The following is a 17,790-nucleotide window of genomic DNA, read 5'->3' on the forward strand; positions in this document are numbered from 1 at the left end:
CGAATGCCATGCCCCCGGTCAATGCCGCGATGCGCTGTGCCAACTTTGAAGAGCGACGTGACCGGGCCATGGCGCTGTTTGCCGAAAAGGGCTTCGGTCAGGTCAGCATGCGCGAGCTGGCGGCCCATGTGGGGCTTACCGCGGGCTCGCTGTACCACCACTTTCCCAGCAAGCAGGACTTGCTGTACGACCTGATCGAAGAGTTGTACGAGGAGTTGCAGGCCACCCTGGACCAGGGGCGCCGAGCCATGGCTCGCGGCGCGTCGGCGTTGAGCTGCCTGATTGCCGCGCACTGGCAGCTGCATGCCGAGCGGCCCATGCAGTTTCGCCTGGCGGAGCGTGACTTCTGTTGCCTGAACGACGACCAGCAGGCGCGCCTGGCCTTGTTGCGCAAGCGCTATGAGGCGGGGTTGCTGAGGTTGATCGCACCGCAGGCGAAGTTGCAGGGGGAAGCCCTGGTGGCCACGGCGCATGTGGTAGCGACGCTGCTGAACCAGTTGCCGGGGTTGCTGAAGGCCTTGCCCGAGGAACAAGGGCTGGGGTTGATGGAAAGCATGCTGGTGGGTGGGCTGGAGCGGACCCTGCGCTAGCCTGTTCCGGCCCTTTCGCGGGTAAACCCGCTCCCACAGGAACAGTGCAAGTCTCAAGGTTTGCACAGCTCTTGTGGGAGCGGGTTTACCCGCGAAAGGGCCGGTGCAGGCTAGCGCAGAAGTGCCTGGATCTGCTCGTGCAAGGTATCCAGATCGAACGGCTTGGCCAGGATCGGCGCCCGGCGGGTGATCGGGCTGCCGGACTCGAGGATCTCCGCCGGGTAGCCGCTGATGAAGATCACCTTCAGGTCCGGCCGCAACTTCACCGCCGGCTCGGCAATGTCCACCCCGGAAATCCCGCCCGGCAAGCGGAAGTCAGTGACCATCAGGTCGAGGTGCGGCTTGCTTGCCAGGATCGCGAACGCCTGCTCGCCATCCTCGGCCACCAGCACGTGGTAGCCCTCGCCTGCCAGGTAATCACGAAGGATCATGCGAATCGCCGGTTCGTCCTCGACCACCAGCACTACATCTTGTGCATCTTCACTCATGTCAACGCCTTGAAATATTTACAGCTGGCCATCAGACCCCAGGTTCATGCAGAGGTTGCCCGCGCCTGGTCGTTTTGTTGTTCGCAGGTTGCCAGTGGCAATTGCAAGGTAAAGGTGGCGCCTTTGCCCTCTTCACTTTCCACCAATATGCGCCCGCCATGGGCCTGGACGATCTGCTCCGATATGTACAGCCCCAGGCCCAACCCACCACTGGCCTGCTGGGTGGCGACCCGCTCGAATTGCTGGAAGATGCGCTGCTGGTTGGCCGCGCAGATACCGATGCCATGGTCCTGCACCTGCACGCAGGCCAGGCCGTCCTGCTCGAACACCCGCACCTGCACCGGTTTGCGCTCCCCATAACGCAAGGCATTGGACAACAGGTTGGCCAGCACTTGCTCGATGCGAAACTCGTCCCACTCGCCCTGCAGCGGCTCGCAGCGTTGCAACTCGATCTGGGTGTCCAGTGCACTGGCCTGGGCGGCAAAGTTCTCCACCAGGCCACGTACCAGCAGGCCAAGGTCGAACGCCTTGGGCCGCAGCGACAGTTTGCCGGTGCGGATGCGCGATACATCGAGCATGTCTTCGACCAGGCGGATCAGGCTGTTGATCTGCCGCTCGTCGCGCTCGACCATGGCCTGCAGCTTGTCGCCGCTGAAGGCGGCAAGGTTGCCGCGTGCCAGGTGCAGCTTGCGCAGCTGGGTTTCCAGGATCAGGCCATTGAGCGGAGTGCGCACTTCGTGGGACACGATCGACATGAAGTCGTCGCGCATGCGCACGGCATGCTCCAGTTCACTGCGCGCCGCTTGCAGCTGGGCCAGTAGCTGTTCCTGCTCCTGGCGGCTGCGCTCCAGGGCCTGCAACTGGCGGTCGAGCACTTTGCGCTGGCGGTACAGGTCGACGAACACCGACACCTTGCTCTTCACCGCCAAGGTGTCGAGCGGCTTGTGCAGAAAGTCCACCGCGCCGCTTTCATAACCCTTGAACGCGTAGTTCATCTCGCGTCCGGCGGCAGTGACGAACACGATGGGGATGTTGCGGGTCTTTTCCGTGCCGCGCATCAGCTCGGCCAGTTCGAAACCGTTCATGCCCGGCATCTGCACATCGAGGATGGCCAGGGCGAACTCGTGCTCGAGCAACAGCGACAACGCTGCCTCGGCCGACTGGGCCTGATGCACCTCGCGGTCTTGGCCCTGGATCAGTGCGTCGAGGGCCAGCAGGTTTTCTGGCAGGTCGTCGACGATCAGCAGTTTGGCGATGGTGTGGCTTAGCATGCGCTGTGTTCCAGGGCCGCGAGCAATTGCTCGATGCCACTCAGAGAAAGAATATGGTCGGGCTGGTGCAGGGCCAGGGCGGCCTCCGGCATCAGCGCCACCTGTGCGTCGCGAGGGTCCTGGACCACGGTCCGGCCCCCATTGTGCTTGATATAGGCCAGGCCTTCGGCGCCATCCTCATTGGCCCCGGTGAGCAGCATGCCCAACAGGCCGGCACCATAGGCATCGGCGGCCGACATGAACAGGTAGTCAATCGCCGGCCGGGAAAAGTGCACCGGCGGCTCCTGGCTCAACGACAGGGTCAGGTCACGCTCCACCGACAAGTGATAACCCGGCCCGGCCACGTAGATCTGCCCGGCGCGCAGCGGCTGCTTGTCACGGGCCTCGCACACTGGCCGCCGCAGGCGGCGCTGCAGCACCTCGGCCAGCTGGCTGTGGCGGTCATCCGGCAGGTGCAGCACGCATATCACCGGAATGCCGAGGCCGGCCGGCAACGCGCCCAGCACGCTGAACAGCGCTGTCACGCCGCCCGCCGAGGCGCCGATCACCACCGCGTGCACGCCTTTCATGACTTTCGGTAGATCCGTTCGGGCTTGACCAGCGGCTCGAAGCGCTCGCTGTAAGCGGAAAAGTCCACCGACTCCTTGCTGCCCAGCACCAGGAAGCCGCGGTGGCAAAGGGATTCGTGAAACAGGCCCAGGGCACGGTCCTGCAGTTCCTTGTTGAAGTAGATGAGCACGTTGCGGCACGACACCAGCTGGGTTTCGGAAAACACGCTGTCGGTGGCCAGGCTGTGGTCGGCGAAGGTCACGTTGTCACGCAAGGTGCTGTCCATGATGGCGTTGCCGTAGGCCGCCGTGTAGTACTCGGCAAAGTCCCGCCGGCCACCGGCAATGCGATAGTTTTCGGCGTATTCGCGCATGCTCTGCATCGAGTAGATGCCCTGCTTGGCCTTGTCCAGCGAATGCGGGTTGATGTCGGTGGCGTAGATGATGGTGCGCTCCAGCAGGCCCTCCTCGCGCAGCAGGATGGCCATCGAATACACCTCCTCGCCCGTGCTGCAGCCGGCAATCCACACCTTGATCGACGGCCAGGTACGCAGCAGCGGCACCACTTCGTTGCGCAGCGCCAGGTAGTGCCCCGGGTCGCGGAACATCTCGCTGACCGGGATCGTCAGGTACTGCAGCAACTGCATGAACATGCCAGGGTCGTGCAGCACGCGCTCCTGCAGCGCCGACACCGTGAGGCAGTCGAACTGACGCAGCGCATGCAGGATCCGGCGCTTGATCGACGCTCCGGAATAATTGCGGAAATCGTAGCTGTACTTGAGGTAGATGGCCTCGATCAGCAGGCGGATTTCGATATCGGTGTTACGTTCGCTAGTCAAATTCGCTCCAGTTGCGGCAGCCACACTCGGATCAGCGAGAACAAGCGGTCCAGGTCGATCGGTTTGGCCAGGTAGTCGTTGGCGCCGGCCTGCAGGCAACGCTGCTGGTCATCCTTCATCGCCTTGGCGGTCACGGCGATGATCGGCAGCTTGCGCCAGCGGGCTTGCTGGCGGATCAGCCGGGTGGCCTCGAAGCCGTCCATTTCCGGCATCATCACGTCCATCAGCACCAGGTCGATGTCGTCATGCTGCTCCAGGCGCTCGATGGCCTCGCGCCCATTGCGGCCGATTTCGACGATCGCGCCCTTGTGCTCCAGCGCGCTGGTCAGGGCGAAGATGTTGCGTACATCGTCGTCCACCAGCAACACCTTGCGGCCTTCGAATACCTTGTCGCGGCTGCGCGCGGTCTTGAGCATGCGCTGGCGTTCGTTGGACAGCTGCGACTCGACCTTGTGCAGGAACAGCGTCACTTCGTCGAGCAAGCGCTCCGGCGAGCGGGCGCCCTTGATGATGATCGAGCGCGAGTACTTGAGCAGGTCGGCTTCTTCTTCGCGGGTCAGGTTGCGCCCGGTATACACGATCACCGGCGGGAAAGCCCGGATGTCTTCGGCAGTCATGCGCTTGAGCAGCTCGTTGCCGAGCATGTCCGGCAGCTTGAGGTCGATGATCATGCAGTCGTAGATATTCTCGCGCAGTAACGCCAGGGCATCCTGGGCCATGGCCACGGCGGTGATCTCGACATCGTCGTCACCGATCAGGCGGGCGATGCTTTCGCGCTGCAGGTCGTCGTCCTCCACCAGCAGGATGTGCTTGAGCTTCTGAGTCAACTTGGCTTCCAGGCGGGCGAACACTTCCTTGAGTTCTTCGCGGCTGGTGGGCTTGACCGCGTAGCCGACGGCGCCCATGTGCATGGCCGCCTCGACCCGGTCTTCCACGGAAATGATGTGCACCGGGATGTGCCGGGTATTGGCCTGTTCCTTCAGGCGCTGCAGCACGGTCAGGCCGGAATGGTCAGGCAGGCGCATGTCCAGCAGGATCGCATCGGGGATGTACTGGACGGCCAGCTCGAAGCCTTCGTCGGCGCCCTGCGCCACCAGGCAGCTGTAACCCAGTTCGTGAGCCAGGTCGAAGAGGATGCGGGCGAAGTTCGGTTCGTCCTCGATCACCAGGATGCAGCGGTTGCCGAACGGCGCTTGCTCGCGGTCGTCGGCAAACGCCGGCTGCGGCCGTTTCGGCGCTGCGGCCACCGGCACCTGCGGCGCGGGTGGCAAGGTATCGACGGCCGGGCGCAGGCTGAGCGGTTCGATGTCCTGCCCCACGCGCTCATAGCGCTCCGGCAGGATCAGGCTGAATACGCTGCCCTGGCCGGGGCTGCTGTCGACGCTGATCTGTCCGCCCAGCAGGTGCGCCAGGTCGCGGGAAATGGACAGCCCCAGGCCGGTGCCGCCATAGCGGCGGTTGCTGGTGCCATCGACCTGGTGGAAGGCGCCGAAGATCGCCTCCTGCTGGTCGACAGCAATGCCGATACCGGTATCGCGCACGGCAAAGACGATGCCGTGGTCGGGCTGGTAGCCGATGTTCAGGCTGACCTGGCCGCGCTCGGTGAACTTGATGGCGTTGGACAGCAGGTTCTTGAGAATCTGCTCCAGGCGCTGGCGGTCGGTGAACAGCGTGGCCGGCACCTGCGCCTCGGTGGTCACCTCGAAGGCCAGGCCCTTGTGCCCGGCCAGCGGCTCGAACATGCCGCGCAGGCCTTCGACCAGGCGTTCCACCTGGGTGTTTTCGGGGCGCACTTCGAGCTTGCCGGCTTCTACCTTGGCGATGTCGAGAATGTCGTTGATCAGGTTGAGCAGGTCGTTGCCGGCCGAGTAGATGGATTCGGCGAACTTGACCTGCTCGTCGCTGAGGTTGCCCTCGCCGTTCTCCGCCAGCAGCTTGGCCAGGATCAGCGAACTGTTCAGCGGCGTGCGTAGCTCGTGGGACATGTTGGCGAGGAATTCGGACTTGTACTTGCTCGAACGCTGCAGCTCATCGGCGCGCGCCTGCAGTTCGTCCTGGGCATGCAGCAGCTCGTCGTTCTTGCGGTCCAGCGCTTCGGTGCGCTCGGACAGCTGCTCGTTGGTCTGCTCCAGTTCCGCCTGCTGGGTTTCCAGGTGGGCCTGGGACTCCTTGAGCACGCGGGATTGTTCTTCGAGCTCTTCGTTGGCGGTTTTCAGCTCTTCCTGCTGCACTTGCAGCTCTTCGTTCAGTTGCTGGGTCTCGGCCAGCACTTCCTGCAGGCGCTGCCGGTAGCGGGCGCTTTCGATGGAAATGCCGAGGTTGCCACCGACCTGCAGCAACAGTTCCTCGTCACGCTGCTGCAACGGCCGCAGGAAGCCCAGCTCGACGATGCCGTTTATCTGCCCGTCGTCGCGGGCTGGCATCAGCAAGGCACTGCGCGGCTGGCCGCGGCCCAGGCCAGAACTGAAGTGGAAGTAGCCTTCCGGCAAGTCGTCCAGGCGCAGCAGCCGCCCTTCGCGCACGGCCTGGGCCAACAGGCCCTCGTGGTCGCCCAGCACCTGCTGGCGAGCCTGCTCCTCGGCATCCAGGCCATAGCTGGCCACGCGCACCAGGCGGCCGTGCTCGTCACGCACATACACCGCGCCCACCACGCTGCCCAGGTAAGCGCCGAAGAAGCGCAGGATATTGTCACCGAGCATGGGCAGGGTCAGCTGCCCCAGCACCTGTTCGGCCAGCTGGGTCTGGCCGTTGCGCAGCCAGGCCTGGTGCTCGAGGACCTCGGCCGCGCGCTGCTGGGCCTGGAAATTTTCATCATAGGTAGTCGACAGCGCCACCAGGTCGCGCCGCCCGAGGTAGGCCAGCAAAGCGCTGAGGCCAACAATGAACAGCACGAAGGCCGACATGACCGTGACGGTCACACTGTTGACCCTCTCGTTGCGCGTCATGCGCAACTGTTGTTCGCTGCTGATCAGGTTGTCGAACTCCTTGCGGATCTCGTCGGTCAGGCGCTTGCCGCGGCCGTTGCCGACCAGGGCGCGGTAATCACCCTCGTTGCGGCGCAGCTCGATCATCTGGCTGCCAAAGGCATTCCAGGCCTGCTGCAAGGCGATCAGGCGGTCGATACGTTCGACCTGTTGCGGATTGTCGCCAACCATGCCGCGCAGGCTCTGCAGGCTGTCGATAATGCGCGGTTTGGCCACCTCGTAAGGGTCGAGGAAACGCTCGTCGCCGGTGATCAGGAAGCCGCGCATGCCGGTTTCCATGTCGATCGACAGTTTGACCGTTTCGTTGGCATTGCCGATCACCCGGTCGGTGTGCTCGACCCATTGCAAGGCGGAAAGCAGGTAGTTGATCACCGCGACGAAGGCCACGGCCCCCAGCAGGCCTACCCCCAGTGGCAGGCCAACGTTGCGGCTCAACAGCTTGCGGAAGCTTCGCTGGTCCATCGAGGCTGCTTGAATCATGTGAAAACGCCCGAGCTAAAAAGTCCATTGAAAAGTGTGGCGGATCAGTCTTTGTCATTATCTGCCACTGCGCCGTCCTGTTAAGCGAGTCTAACCAGCTTTGCCGGGTCTGGCAGGGCATTTAGCCAGTATTTGAAGGTAGCGTGCGCCAATCGTTCCATCTGATTGCAGGGCCCGGTATCCTCGGGAACTTCTGCTGCCATCCGGAGCACAGATTAAAGACATTCATTCGTACAGGATCCGAACCATGCACCTTCTGGTAGTCGAAGACGACGACATCGTACGTATGCTGATGGTCGAAGTGCTCGACGAACTGGGCTACAAGGTCATCGAGGCAGAGCATGCCAGTGCGGCGCTGCGCATTCTCGAGGACCCGGGCCAGCAGCTGGCGCTGATGGTGACCGACGTGGGGCTGCCGGACATGCGCGGCGAAGAGCTGGCGGGCAAGGCGCGCGAACTGCGGCCGCTGTTGCCGGTGCTGTTCGCCAGTGGCTATGCCGAGAGTTTCGATGTGCCGGAGGGCATGCACCTGATCGGCAAGCCGTTCAGTATCGACCAGTTGCGGGAGAAGGTGCAGGCCATTCTGGGTAGCCCATGAAATCGGTGACGCCTGCTTCGCGGGTAAACCCGCTCCCACAGGGAACGCGCAGCCCTGAAGCTGGCGCTGTACCTGTGGGAGCGGGTTTACCCGCGAAGGGGCCGGAACAGGCTGTACACCTCACAGCTCCCGGCGCAACAGGTAGCTATCCATGATCCACCCCTTGCGCGCCCGCTCCCGCTCACGCACTTCGAGTATCTGTGCCTTCACCGCCTGCAACGGCCCGGCAATCAGCACCTCATCCGCGGTGCCCAGGTAAGCACCCCAGTAGATCATCAGCGCCGGGTCATCAAGCCGCGCAAACGCGCACTGTCCGTCGAGCATCACCAGCACATTGTCGATTTGCCCCTGCCCGGCCAGGCGCCGCCCTGGCAAGACGGTCAGCGGCTCACCGACACGATTGAGCGGCACCTGATGACGCGCTGCCAACGCCTGCACGCTGCTGATGCCCGGAATTACCTGCAGGCGCAGCGCTACACCACGCTCACGGACCAGGCCAAGGATGCGCAGCGTGCTGTCGTACAGCGTCGGCTCGCCCCACAGCAGAAAGGCGCCGGTTTCACCGTCGCCGACCTCCTGCTCGATCAGTTGGGCATACAGCGCAGCACGCTGCCGGTGCCAGTCCTGCAACGCGCCCAGGTAATCATCCGCCTGGCCATCGCGAGCAGGGTCGGCCACCTGCACCAGGCGGTAGCCGCCCTCGGGCCGGTAGCGTTGCACAATGGCCTTGCGCAGGCGCACCAGTTCGTCCTTGTCGCCGCCTTTGTCGAGCACGAAGAACACGCTGGCCTGGCGCAGCGCATCGACCGCCTCGTAGGTGACCTGGCGCGGGTCACCCGGGCCGATGCCGATCAACAACAGGTCTTTCATTGCCCTGCCCTGTGCGGGAACCAGCAGCCATTGTCAGGTGGCTGCCGATATTTGGTAAAGCAACCCGTCAGAAGATGGAGAAGTTGTAGCTGACAATGACCCGCGTCTCATCCATGTCACGCGCCCACTTTTCATAGTTGCTGCGGTAAGTGGAATTACGCAGGCGCACGCTGACGTCCTTGAACGTGCCACTTTGCACCTGGTACTTGAACTCGGTGTCGCGTTCCCACTCCTTACCTTCGGCCGTGCTGCCCGGCACCTTGATATTGTCACCGTTGATGTATCGGGTGAAGAAGGTCAGCCCGGGCACACCCAGGGCCTTGAAGTCGTAGTCATAACGCACCTGCCAGGAGCGCTCCTGGGCAGCGGCAAAGTCGTTGACCTGGGCATAGTTGACCAGGTACGGGTTGCTGCCATCCAGGTACGGCATGGCACTGTCGCCATACATGCGCTGCCAGCCGGCACTGAGCTTGTGGCCACCCAGGCTGTAGCCGAGCATGCCGCTGAAGGCGCGATGGTCGATTTCGCCAGCTCGGGCATTGCCGATGTCATCACTCTTGATCAAGCGCAGGTCTGCCGACAGGGTGCCCAACGCCAATGGCTGGCTGGCCACCATGCCGAGGAAGTGCTGGCGGTAGATGTTCTCCAGCTTGGCCACCTGGTACTGGGCGCTGAAGCGCTCGTTGAAACGGTAATCGACACCGGCCAGGTCAAAGTGGTCAGCCTCGATATCGCAGGCATAGCGCTTGTTCTTGCAATGCACGCGAATGTCCTGGCGGTCAGTGGAATCCCGTGCGGTGTACTTGTCCAGGCGGGCCAGGGTGAACTTCAGGTCGCGCACTTCTTCGGAAGTGAGCATGGCGCCATGGAACATGGTCGGCAGCAGGCGGCCATCGTTGTACTTGAGCAGCGGCACATCCGGCATCATCGAACCGTACTTGAGCACGGTATTGGAAACCTTGGCCTTGGCCGCCAGGCCCATCTTCGCGTACTGGTCCGCCGAGTGGCGCGGGTCGTGGCCGGAAGACGGCAACAGGCCGCTGTTACTGTCCGCCGGGCTGGAGTCAAGTTTGAAACCGAACATGCCCAGCGCATCCACGCCAAAACCTACCGGTCCCTGGGTATAACCCGACTGCACATTGAGGATGAAACCTTGTGCCCATTCTTCGCGCTTGGACGCACCCTGGCTGGAACTGCTGTGGCCGTCACGAAAATCCCGGTTGAAATAGACATTGCGTGCTTCGACCTTTGCACTGCTGTCTTCAAGAAAACCGGCGGCCTGGGCATTGACGCCGGCACACAACAGGAACAGGCCGGCAACACGACGCCCGGGGGCGAGGGGGAAAGGGGCAAACATGGGAGAAAACATCCAGAATAAGGCGAGTAAACAACCTGTGGCACGGGTTGGCCACGGTACTGCGAGGGGGCCGAACAATAGCCGGCCATCATCTGAAATTATCGCGCGATGGCTCTGGCACGGGCCATTGGACCATGGTCTAAGCGCGCCGCAAGGCAACCTCGGAAAAACCGGACAATACCGCACGCAAAACTAGGAAAGTTCCCGGCTTACTTACAAAAAGTTTGCAGTTTACCCAATACCCGCGAATGACTACACTCGATATCAGCGAACAGCGGAACCCACCCGCGTGGCCGGCGTTTTTATTCTTCTTCAATGTTCGTCACGCCCTGCCACGACCGACGTACAGGAGTGATTACAGTGTCCAGACTTGCAGAGTTTCGTGCTGCCGAAAAAGCGCTCCAGGAACAGATGGCGCAACTGGAAGCGTTGAAAAAGGATGCCGGCCTCAAACGCGAAATCGAATTCGAGCAGAAACTAGTCGGCCTGATGAAAAGCTACGACAAGAGCCTGCGCGATATCATCGCCATCCTCGACCCGAAGGCAGTGACCCGGGTTTCCAGCGCAGCACCCAAGCAACAGCGCCGCGCGCGCGTGGTGAAGGTTTACACCAACCCGCACACCGGCGAGCGGATCGAGACCAAAGGCGGCAACCACCGTGGGCTCAAGGCCTGGAAAGAACAATACGGAGCCGCCACGGTAGAAAGCTGGGTACGCTGATGAAACGTCCACACGTACTTCACACTTTTTTCACAAGGGCTGGCTCAGTATCGAGACAGCTAAAGGACTAGCGACCCCATCACGCGCCCGCACATGCGGGCCTCTAATTCCAGCGCCCTGCCTCGTGCAGGGCGCTTTCATTTGCGCAATCGGCACACTGCCGTATCATGGCCAGCCTGTCTGTTTTGCCGGTGCCCTGCGCCCGGCCCCGTCTCAGGAGTTCCCATGAGCCTGCACGATCTGCAAACCCTGCCTGGCGTCACCGCCCAACCGGACACCGCCACCGCCCAGTTCGTTTTCAACCACACCATGCTGCGGGTCAAGAACATCGAGAAGTCCCTGGACTTCTACACCCGCGTGCTGGGCTTCCGCCTGGTGGACAAGCGCGACTTCCCCGAAGCTGCCTTCAGCCTGTACTTCCTGGCCCTGGTCGACCCGGCGCAGATCCCGGCCGATGACAGCGAACGCCACCAGTGGATGAAGTCGATCCCCGGTGTGCTGGAGCTGACCCACAACCACGGCACCGAGAACGATGCCGACTTCACCTACCACAACGGCAACACCAACCCGCGCGGCTTTGGCCACATCTGCATCTCGGTACCGGACGTACGCGCCGCCTGCGCGCGCTTCGAGGCCCTGGATGTGCCGTTCCAGAAGCGCCTGCAGGACGGGCGCATGAACCACCTGGCCTTCGTCAAGGACCCGGACGGCTACTGGGTCGAAGTCATCCAGCCGACCGAGCTCAAAGGCTGAGCGTCATCGCGGCTCGCTCGTCGGGCCGGGAACTCCCGGCCCCTTGCTGTGGTATATGAAGGTAACTGCTTCACATGCCACAGCGAGGTAAGGACGATGCAATCTCTTCACTGTGAATATCGCAAGCACACCATCACCGCCAGCGTGATGCCCCACCCCGATTCCCCCCTCCCCTATGCCGCCGGGTGCCTGATCACCGACCCCGACGGGCACACCAGCAGACGCATGTCGATGCCGATGAAGTTCTTCTCCGACCTGGAGAATGCACAGCACGTGTCGCTGGCTCATGGCCGGGCGCTGGTGGATCAGCAGCTGGATGAAGGGCACAAGGTGTTCTGACCTTGTCGATGCCTGTGCCGGCCTCTTCGCGGGCTTGCCCGCTCCCACAGGGACCTCACAGACTCTGAAATCTGTGCAGTACCTGTGGGAGCGGGCAAGCCCGCGAAAGGGCCGGCACAGGAATAATCAGATATCCCGGGCGTACGCCACCGCCGCCTCTACCTGCGCCCGAGTCGGTCGCACCCCGGTGTACAGCACGAACTGCTCCAGCGCCTGCAGTGCAATCACCTCCAGCCCGGTGATCACCGGCTTGCCCAAGGCCCGCGCTCGCCTGATCAACGGTGTGCTCTCGGGCATCGCAACCACATCGAACACCCGCGCCGCCGCGGCGATGGCATTCTCGGAAAACGCCAGCTCCTCGGCCTCGGGGCCTCCCGCCATGCCGATCGGCGTCACGTTCACCAGCATGGGTGGGCACAGGTCGCCCAGCTCCGGCACCCAGCGATAACCACACACATCCGCCAGCTGCCGCCCGGCCTGCTCGTTGCGCGCAACGATGATGCCTTCGGCGAACCCGGCATCGCGCAAGGCACTGGCCACGGCCTTGGCCATGCCGCCACTGCCGCGCAAGGCAAAGGCAGTGCTCGGGTCCACCTGGTGTTGTGCCAGCAACTGGCGCACGGCCAGGTAATCGGTGTTGTAGGCTTTGAGGTGGCCATCGGTATTGACCAGGGTATTGACCGACTCGATGGCCGCCGCCGACGGGTCGATCTCGTCGACCAGGGCCATGCAAGCCTCCTTGTACGGCATCGATACCCCGCAACCGCGGATACCCAGAGCGCGGATGCCCGCGACTGCCGCCGGCAGGTCATCGGTGCGCATGGCCTTGTAATAGAAATCCAGGCCCAGCTGCTGGTACAGGTGGTTGTGAAACCGTACACCGAAGGTGCCAGGGCGACCGGCCAGGGAGATGCACAGCACGGTGTCTCTGCTCGGAGTTGCCGACATAACCTGCTCCTTTGTCATAACTGAAACGTTTGTTCAGCGTAACAGAGGTAACCGCTGGTCGTCCCTTGCACAACCATTACCGTTCCCCGTGCTCAGCTGACGAAGAGTGGAGGTATTACGGCCCGCCGCGCTAGCAAATGTTGATGGAACCAATGACCACTATTGAGGAAGTTGATTTCAAACCGCCCAGCCAGCTGCGTAAGGTAGAGCCATGTTTTACAGGAGGTCCACATGGCCACTATCCACATCATGTCCGTCGTCGGCAGTGCCGTCCCCGCTTCGCTGCGTGAGCAGGGCCTGCTGGCATGCTGGTACCTGGTGCGCAACGGCGAAGCCGTAAGCGGCCCGATGCCGACCCTCGCCTCGGCCCAGGCCCTGGTCGAACAGTTGCAACCAGGCACCTTTGTCGCCTGACCCGTATTTGTTGTGCGTTGCTCCCTACGCCCTTCTGGCCCGCCTACCTGGCGGGTCTTTTTTTGCCTGGGCGTTACGCCTGCACCTCCCCGCCGCAGGTAGTGAACAATGCCAACAACGCGGCCAACTCATGTTCGCGCTGGCCATAGCCCGCGCCAGGCAGGCTGGCCCAGATCGGCGCGGCCTTGGCGATCGCCTGGGCAATGCGGCCGGCCTTTATCAGTGCCAGCGCGCCGCATTCGCTCAACAACTTGATTGCCGCCAGGTCCTGGGCCTCAGGGGTAAACCGGCCATTGAAGCCATAAGCGCTGACGATGGCCTCCCAGGTACCGGCCAGAATCTGGTACCGCCCCGCCGCAGAACTGTGAATGCCGTACCTCGGCAACCACACTTTCTGCTTCGGGTGCCTGCTGTAGTCGTTGAACAGTTGGCCGCCGACCAGGACGTTGTAACCGTCGTCACTGGCAGCGATGGTCGAGGTACCTTCGGACCAGGCCAGCGTGTCCAGGAATGCGAGCACGTTCGCGCCGCCGGCAGCGGCAGAATGCAATCGAGCCATGTTGTCTCCATACAGAAAAGCCCATACGCATGGGCGTGAACAGAATTGACTTGCGGGACGCCTCACTCACCCTGCTTCCCGCGCAGGCGGGCTACCCCCTCGCCCTGGACGATGACCTGCCGGGGGGGATGGCCGCCGCGACTGGTGAGCGCTTCGATCTTGCCTTCAAGGCGCCCTACGGTTACCACCAGTTCATTGCGCTCCTTGGCAAACTGATCGGCCCTGGCCTGCGCTTCTCTTCGGGCGTCACGCTCGATATCGAGCAGCTCGTTCAGGCGCCGGACCACGCCAATGTCAGCGGTGTCCATGGCACGGTCAGCCGCATCCCTGGACAGCCACTTGCGCAGCCAGAGGAAGGCGCCCAGCAACACGGTGCCAGTTCCGCCCAGCCAGGTGATGGTGCCTGGGCCGAGGTCAGTCGGGTCCATGAAAACCTCATTTCGAATGGTGATGTCGTAAGCCGGGAGAACGGTGTCTCGGTGGCTTTCCTTGCTTGCAGATTTAATTTAGCCTACAGCTAATATCATGACAAGAGAAATTTAGCTTTGAGCATATTTAGCAGCAAGCTAAACACTGGCATGCTTCGCCCCATGGACATCTACGAAATTCGCAAGCACAACCTGGTCAAGCTGATCGGCACCCAGAGAAAGGGATCCTGCGCAGAACGCTGGGGGATGGCACCTGCGCACCTGAGCCAGATCCTTTCGGACAAGACAGCGAAGAACCTGGGCGATGATGTGGCGCGCAGAATCGAAGGTATCGAGGGCTTGCCGCGGGGGTGGTTCGACGCAATGGCAGTGGGCGACCAGGCGCTGTCGCCAGCCGAGGCCGGCGACAGCAAGCTGTCCGCAGCCGACCTGGTCAAGCAGATGCTTGCCAGAAGCGGCAGAGGCATCCCTGAAGAAACCCGGCAAAGGCTACTGGCCGCTGCCGAGGAGCCGGCAGACTCGACGCTGGTGGCTTCTGAGCTTGTTCGGCCAGGCCTGGTGGGTGACGAAGTGTGGATTGCCCACTACGACGTCCGCGCGGCCATGGGCGGCGGGCAGATCCCCCACGACTACCCCGAGATGTTCAAGGATGTTCGCGTCAGCCCAAGCCACCTGCGCGAGCTGGGCGTGGAGTTCAGCGAGCACCACCACCTGAAGATGGTGACCGGTTGGGGCCAGTCGATGGAACCGACCATCAAGCACCGCGACCCGCTGATCGTGGACGTCAGCATCCGCGAGTTCGTCGGCGATGGAATCTACTTCTTCTCTTGGGGTGACCACATCTACATCAAGCGCCTGCAGATTGCCGACGAAGACCATTTCGAGATGATTTCCGACAACTCGCGGCACAAGGACCGCATGATTCGCCGGGACGAGACCTACATCCAGGCCAGGGTGCTGCTGGTGTGGAATGCGCACCTTGTGTGAAGCGAAGCCCGCCACCCCGGCGGGCTTTTTCTGACTTTCAGAAAGGTGCCGCCTCCTCGACCTGCTGCTCGCTGTCCCGCTCGACGACAAAGTCGTCACGCTCCTCCACGCTGCCACGCTCCCAGCGCACCGTCACGCTCTCGTCGTCGTTGAAGGTCAGTTCCAACTCGGGCGTCTCGGCCAGCACGCCCATCACCTCCTCCCACTCGGCATCGCCGTCGGTATCCAGGCGATGCACCGTCACCCACCGCTGCGTCTGCGCCAGCGGGTGGTTGATCATCGCCGACACGCGCAAGCTCAGGCGCTCTATTCCAGTCATTTCCTGGCGCTGATTGGGCGGAGATTTCATGTGATCAGACATATTCTTATCCTTGAAGCTGTATATTCGTACAGTGTTCATGGAAAGCTTATCTCACTGCCAAATCAAGCGTAAAGCCCACCTGAGGAAAATTTTCGCCGACAGGTAATTTGCCGCCCGGCGAAATATTTTTAGCTTTGAGCTATTGACTTGTATTTAGCCTGTCGCTAAATTTCAATCCAGCAGCCGCCACCCTGCTGCTGCGGTACCAACCACCATTTCCATTCAGGAGTTGTCCCATGAGCGTAGATATTCGCAACCTCACCATCGCCGTTCCGGTAGCCGAATCGTCGATCACCACCGTAGCGACAGAACTCACCGGCAGCGAAGCGATTGCCCAATACCCGGACTACGTGACAGTGCTCAGCGACGGTTCGGTCCAGTTGTTCGCCCCCACCAAAGGCGCTTCGAGCAAAAGCACCCGCAGGACCCGCTGCGAGTGGTCGGAGCCGAAATACTGGACGCTGGCCAGCGCTCAGGATCACTGGAATCGCCAGGAAATGACGCTGACCAAGGTCAACTGGGCGCAGAAGGTGGTCATCGCGCAGATGCACGTTTACGCTGACGACAGCCCGCCCGTGAAGGTGTTCTGGAAGAAGGGCGACATCACCCTGGGGTTTCGGCAGACCTACAACCAGGCAGATCCTGTGAATTCGACGGTGCTCAAGGGGGTACCGCTGGGGGCGAAGTTCCAGGTGAGCATCCACGCCACCTCGGCAGGCGTTATCAACGTTACGGCCACGTGCAATGGAGTGACCGGTTCGTCCGGCGACCTGCAGTTCGACAGCACCTGGGCCGCGCGGCTATTCGAGTTCCACGGCGGGGTCTACAACCAGGTGGACTACACCGATACAACGCCCGCCAATGACGGCTCGATCTGCATCATCAGCGACCTCGCGCTGATTCATGCCTGAACCCAGGCACCCGGCACGCATCCCGATGCCCTGCAACTCAGCGCAGGTTGCATCGGGATCGCCCTGGATCGACCGTTAAGCTTGAACTGGCGCTCAAACTTCCTGCTTTTCGGATGAACTAAGCTATTCGGATGTCTTTTTTCAGAGCAGGGTCAGGCCCCCATGAGACTGTTCGATTTTATTGAAAACGGTATGGAAGCGATTCTTCAGGCTTGGGAAAACTACGCCCGCTCGGTTGAAACAGACCTGCCGAAGCAGGACTCGGTCGGCCTGCGCAATCATGCCGAGAAGATGCTGCGCACCGTGGCCGCAGACATGAGACTGCCCCAGAGCAGGCAACAACAGGCCGAGAAGGCACAAGGGAAAGGCCCCAGGAGTTCCAGCGAAACCGCAGCGCAGACCCACGCGGTAGCTCGACTGATAGCCGGGTTCTCGATGGACCAGATGGTGTGAATACCGGGCATTGCGCGCAAGCGTTCTGTCACTGTGGCTTACCCAGGAGTCGTTCGCAGAGGCGCACCATGTCCAGGACATGATCCGGTTCAATGAAGCGATTGACCAGGCGCTCGTAGAGTCGATCGCTGCGTACGGAACAGCAGTCGAGGCGACCCGCAAGATGGTGCTCGCCGTGCTCGGTCATGATTTGCGTTCACCCTTGGGCGCGATACTCATGGCTGGCGGGCTGATCCAGCGGCAGCCGGGGCTGGATGAAAAGGGAAAGCGACTTGCTACCCAGGTTTGTACCAGTGCACATCGAGCAAATGTCATGATCAACGACCTGCTGGACCTGGCCCGCTGCAACCTGGGGACTGGTATTCCAGTGGATTTGCGGAAAATGGATTTGAATGCAATCTGCCAGGCTGTCATCGACGAGCTGCGCACGGCGTTCCCGCACGCGCGGATCATCCTGGATGAGCAGGCGCACATCACGGGCCAATTCGACCCTGACCGCATTGCTCAGGTGTTCTCCAACCTGATAAGCAATGCTCTGCGCCATGGCGATGCAACGGCCCCGATCAAAGTCACGGTGGCCAGGGTGGAGGGTGTTCCACGGGTCAGCGTTCAGAATTCCGGAGCACCTATCCCACCCGAGGTGATGCCCTACATCTTCAAGCCGGAAGGAAGATACTCGAGCTACTCAGCCGGAGAGCGGGGCTCTGCAGCGGGGCTCGGCCTTGGCCTGTTCATCGCATCGGAGATCGTTGCGAACCACGGCGGCAGAATTGAGGTGGAATCGACCGAAGAGCAAGGGACGACCTTCGAGGTTGTTCTGCTGTCTTCGGTAGAGTGACGATTGGTACAGGACAGGTACAGGATTAAATTTCGTTCACGTTGCGCCCTTTAG

Annotated in this window: 19 protein-coding genes and 1 pseudogene; 9 read left to right on the forward strand and 11 right to left on the reverse strand. The window is 61.9% G+C overall.

The window, feature by feature from the left end; all coding sequences use genetic code 11:
- The first annotated feature begins 8 nt into the window (after window positions 1–8).
- On the forward strand, window positions 9–590 hold the full coding sequence (locus tag RIN61_RS01340; protein WP_207879857.1) for a TetR/AcrR family transcriptional regulator: 582 nt from the start codon (window positions 9–11) through the stop codon (window positions 588–590).
- A 110-nt stretch (window positions 591–700) separates the two neighbouring features.
- On the opposite strand, the gene RIN61_RS01345 is transcribed toward RIN61_RS01340, so the two are convergent.
- The 5 genes from RIN61_RS01345 to RIN61_RS01365 are packed head-to-tail and all read right to left on the reverse strand — an operon-like array spanning window position 701 to window position 7,200.
- A complete protein-coding gene (locus tag RIN61_RS01345) occupies window positions 701–1,078 on the reverse strand; it encodes a response regulator (RefSeq protein ID WP_112252716.1) in 378 nt (125 codons plus the stop codon).
- Window positions 1,079–1,122: 44 nt separating this feature from the next.
- The gene (locus tag RIN61_RS01350; protein WP_207879855.1) at window positions 1,123–2,349 is read right to left on the reverse strand and encodes a hybrid sensor histidine kinase/response regulator; all 1,227 of its coding nucleotides are present in this window, start codon (window positions 2,347–2,349) and stop codon (window positions 1,123–1,125) included.
- Window positions 2,343–2,918 carry a chemotaxis protein CheB gene (locus RIN61_RS01355; RefSeq protein WP_112252718.1) on the reverse strand — a complete coding sequence of 192 codons (576 nt, stop codon included), beginning with the start codon at window positions 2,916–2,918 and terminating at the stop codon, window positions 2,343–2,345. The genes RIN61_RS01350 and RIN61_RS01355 overlap by 7 nt, the downstream gene beginning before the upstream one ends.
- A complete protein-coding gene (locus RIN61_RS01360; RefSeq protein ID WP_003259474.1) occupies window positions 2,915–3,736 on the reverse strand; it encodes a CheR family methyltransferase in 822 nt (273 codons plus the stop codon). The genes RIN61_RS01355 and RIN61_RS01360 overlap by 4 nt, the downstream gene beginning before the upstream one ends.
- Entirely contained in the window at window positions 3,733–7,200 is a 3,468-nt protein-coding gene (locus RIN61_RS01365; protein ID WP_313855378.1) for a response regulator, read from the reverse strand. Before RIN61_RS01365 ends, RIN61_RS01360 begins: the two co-directional genes overlap by 4 nt.
- Window positions 7,201–7,447: 247 nt before the next feature.
- Between RIN61_RS01365 and RIN61_RS01370 the strand changes: the two genes are divergently transcribed.
- Entirely contained in the window at window positions 7,448–7,798 is a 351-nt protein-coding gene (locus RIN61_RS01370) for a response regulator (RefSeq protein ID WP_112252720.1), read from the forward strand.
- Window positions 7,799–7,918: 120 nt separating this feature from the next.
- Here the strand turns inward: RIN61_RS01370 and cobF are convergent, their stop codons facing one another.
- Together cobF and RIN61_RS01380 are read right to left on the reverse strand one after the other, a co-directional pair.
- The gene (gene cobF, locus RIN61_RS01375) at window positions 7,919–8,668 is read right to left on the reverse strand and encodes a precorrin-6A synthase (deacetylating) (protein WP_112252721.1); all 750 of its coding nucleotides are present in this window, start codon (window positions 8,666–8,668) and stop codon (window positions 7,919–7,921) included.
- A gap of 67 nt (window positions 8,669–8,735) precedes the next feature.
- Window positions 8,736–10,025, reverse strand: coding sequence for an OprD family porin (locus RIN61_RS01380; protein ID WP_112252722.1), 1,290 nt, complete (start codon window positions 10,023–10,025; stop codon window positions 8,736–8,738).
- A gap of 360 nt (window positions 10,026–10,385) precedes the next feature.
- On the opposite strand from RIN61_RS01380, the gene RIN61_RS01385 reads away from it, so the two are divergent.
- The 3 genes from RIN61_RS01385 (at window position 10,386) to RIN61_RS01395 (ending at window position 11,837) form a co-directional block, all read left to right on the forward strand.
- The gene (locus tag RIN61_RS01385; protein ID WP_112252723.1) at window positions 10,386–10,745 is read left to right on the forward strand and encodes a histone-like nucleoid-structuring protein, MvaT/MvaU family; all 360 of its coding nucleotides are present in this window, start codon (window positions 10,386–10,388) and stop codon (window positions 10,743–10,745) included.
- A gap of 225 nt (window positions 10,746–10,970) precedes the next feature.
- The gene (gene gloA / locus RIN61_RS01390; protein WP_313855381.1) at window positions 10,971–11,498 is read left to right on the forward strand and encodes a lactoylglutathione lyase; all 528 of its coding nucleotides are present in this window, start codon (window positions 10,971–10,973) and stop codon (window positions 11,496–11,498) included.
- Window positions 11,499–11,594: 96 nt separating this feature from the next.
- Window positions 11,595–11,837 carry a hypothetical protein gene (locus tag RIN61_RS01395; RefSeq protein ID WP_013973119.1) on the forward strand — a complete coding sequence of 81 codons (243 nt, stop codon included), beginning with the start codon at window positions 11,595–11,597 and terminating at the stop codon, window positions 11,835–11,837.
- Between the two features lie 126 nt (window positions 11,838–11,963).
- Here RIN61_RS01395 and RIN61_RS01400 read toward each other — a convergent pair whose 3' ends face one another.
- On the reverse strand, window positions 11,964–12,785 hold the full coding sequence (locus RIN61_RS01400; RefSeq protein ID WP_313855383.1) for a shikimate 5-dehydrogenase: 822 nt from the start codon (window positions 12,783–12,785) through the stop codon (window positions 11,964–11,966).
- Window positions 12,786–13,016: 231 nt separating this feature from the next.
- Between RIN61_RS01400 and RIN61_RS01405 the strand changes: the two genes are divergently transcribed.
- A complete protein-coding gene (locus tag RIN61_RS01405; protein WP_313855385.1) occupies window positions 13,017–13,199 on the forward strand; it encodes a hypothetical protein in 183 nt (60 codons plus the stop codon).
- A 73-nt stretch (window positions 13,200–13,272) separates the two neighbouring features.
- Here RIN61_RS01405 and RIN61_RS01410 read toward each other — a convergent pair whose 3' ends face one another.
- Window positions 13,273–13,758, reverse strand: coding sequence for a glycoside hydrolase family 24 protein (locus RIN61_RS01410; RefSeq protein ID WP_252378717.1), 486 nt, complete (start codon window positions 13,756–13,758; stop codon window positions 13,273–13,275).
- Between the two features lie 62 nt (window positions 13,759–13,820).
- Window positions 13,821–14,186 (reverse strand): chemotaxis protein, encoded by a 366-nt coding sequence (locus tag RIN61_RS01415; RefSeq protein WP_252378716.1) that lies wholly within the window; start codon window positions 14,184–14,186, stop codon window positions 13,821–13,823.
- Between the two features lie 162 nt (window positions 14,187–14,348).
- Between RIN61_RS01415 and RIN61_RS01420 the strand changes: the two genes are divergently transcribed.
- Window positions 14,349–15,173: a S24 family peptidase gene (locus RIN61_RS01420; RefSeq protein ID WP_112252728.1), complete on the forward strand. Its 825-nt coding sequence runs from the start codon at window positions 14,349–14,351 to the stop codon at window positions 15,171–15,173.
- A gap of 37 nt (window positions 15,174–15,210) precedes the next feature.
- Here the strand turns inward: RIN61_RS01420 and RIN61_RS01425 are convergent, their stop codons facing one another.
- Entirely contained in the window at window positions 15,211–15,534 is a 324-nt protein-coding gene (locus RIN61_RS01425) for a DUF1654 domain-containing protein (RefSeq protein WP_112252729.1), read from the reverse strand.
- Between the two features lie 236 nt (window positions 15,535–15,770).
- On the opposite strand from RIN61_RS01425, the gene RIN61_RS01430 reads away from it, so the two are divergent.
- Window positions 15,771–16,445 carry a polysaccharide lyase family 7 protein gene (locus RIN61_RS01430; RefSeq protein ID WP_112252730.1) on the forward strand — a complete coding sequence of 225 codons (675 nt, stop codon included), beginning with the start codon at window positions 15,771–15,773 and terminating at the stop codon, window positions 16,443–16,445.
- Between the two features lie 162 nt (window positions 16,446–16,607).
- Window positions 16,608–17,736, forward strand: a pseudogene (locus RIN61_RS01435) (sensor histidine kinase).
- The last annotated feature ends 54 nt before the right edge of the window (window positions 17,737–17,790 follow it).

Source organism: Pseudomonas inefficax, from assembly GCF_032164165.1.
Lineage (GTDB): Bacteria > Pseudomonadota > Gammaproteobacteria > Pseudomonadales > Pseudomonadaceae > Aquipseudomonas > Aquipseudomonas inefficax.

What these genes read in the sequence shown, in the direction of transcription:
- RIN61_RS01340 (WP_207879857.1), top strand. Translation starts at nt 9, where the DNA reads ATGCCCCCGGTCAATGCCGCGATGCGCTGTGCCAACTTTGAAGAGCGA.
- RIN61_RS01345 (WP_112252716.1), bottom strand. Translation starts at nt 1,078, where the DNA reads ATGAGTGAAGATGCACAAGATGTAGTGCTGGTGGTCGAGGACGAACCG.
- RIN61_RS01350 (WP_207879855.1), bottom strand. Translation starts at nt 2,349, where the DNA reads ATGCTAAGCCACACCATCGCCAAACTGCTGATCGTCGACGACCTGCCA.
- RIN61_RS01355 (WP_112252718.1), bottom strand. Translation starts at nt 2,918, where the DNA reads ATGAAAGGCGTGCACGCGGTGGTGATCGGCGCCTCGGCGGGCGGCGTG.
- RIN61_RS01365 (WP_313855378.1), bottom strand. Translation starts at nt 7,200, where the DNA reads ATGATTCAAGCAGCCTCGATGGACCAGCGAAGCTTCCGCAAGCTGTTG.
- RIN61_RS01370 (WP_112252720.1), top strand. Translation starts at nt 7,448, where the DNA reads ATGCACCTTCTGGTAGTCGAAGACGACGACATCGTACGTATGCTGATG.
- cobF (WP_112252721.1), bottom strand. Translation starts at nt 8,668, where the DNA reads ATGAAAGACCTGTTGTTGATCGGCATCGGCCCGGGTGACCCGCGCCAG.
- RIN61_RS01380 (WP_112252722.1), bottom strand. Translation starts at nt 10,025, where the DNA reads ATGTTTGCCCCTTTCCCCCTCGCCCCCGGGCGTCGTGTTGCCGGCCTG.
- gloA (WP_313855381.1), top strand. Translation starts at nt 10,971, where the DNA reads ATGAGCCTGCACGATCTGCAAACCCTGCCTGGCGTCACCGCCCAACCG.
- RIN61_RS01395 (WP_013973119.1), top strand. Translation starts at nt 11,595, where the DNA reads ATGCAATCTCTTCACTGTGAATATCGCAAGCACACCATCACCGCCAGC.
- RIN61_RS01400 (WP_313855383.1), bottom strand. Translation starts at nt 12,785, where the DNA reads ATGTCGGCAACTCCGAGCAGAGACACCGTGCTGTGCATCTCCCTGGCC.
- RIN61_RS01405 (WP_313855385.1), top strand. Translation starts at nt 13,017, where the DNA reads ATGGCCACTATCCACATCATGTCCGTCGTCGGCAGTGCCGTCCCCGCT.
- RIN61_RS01410 (WP_252378717.1), bottom strand. Translation starts at nt 13,758, where the DNA reads ATGGCTCGATTGCATTCTGCCGCTGCCGGCGGCGCGAACGTGCTCGCA.
- RIN61_RS01415 (WP_252378716.1), bottom strand. Translation starts at nt 14,186, where the DNA reads ATGGACCCGACTGACCTCGGCCCAGGCACCATCACCTGGCTGGGCGGA.
- RIN61_RS01420 (WP_112252728.1), top strand. Translation starts at nt 14,349, where the DNA reads ATGGACATCTACGAAATTCGCAAGCACAACCTGGTCAAGCTGATCGGC.
- RIN61_RS01425 (WP_112252729.1), bottom strand. Translation starts at nt 15,534, where the DNA reads ATGTCTGATCACATGAAATCTCCGCCCAATCAGCGCCAGGAAATGACT.
- RIN61_RS01430 (WP_112252730.1), top strand. Translation starts at nt 15,771, where the DNA reads ATGAGCGTAGATATTCGCAACCTCACCATCGCCGTTCCGGTAGCCGAA.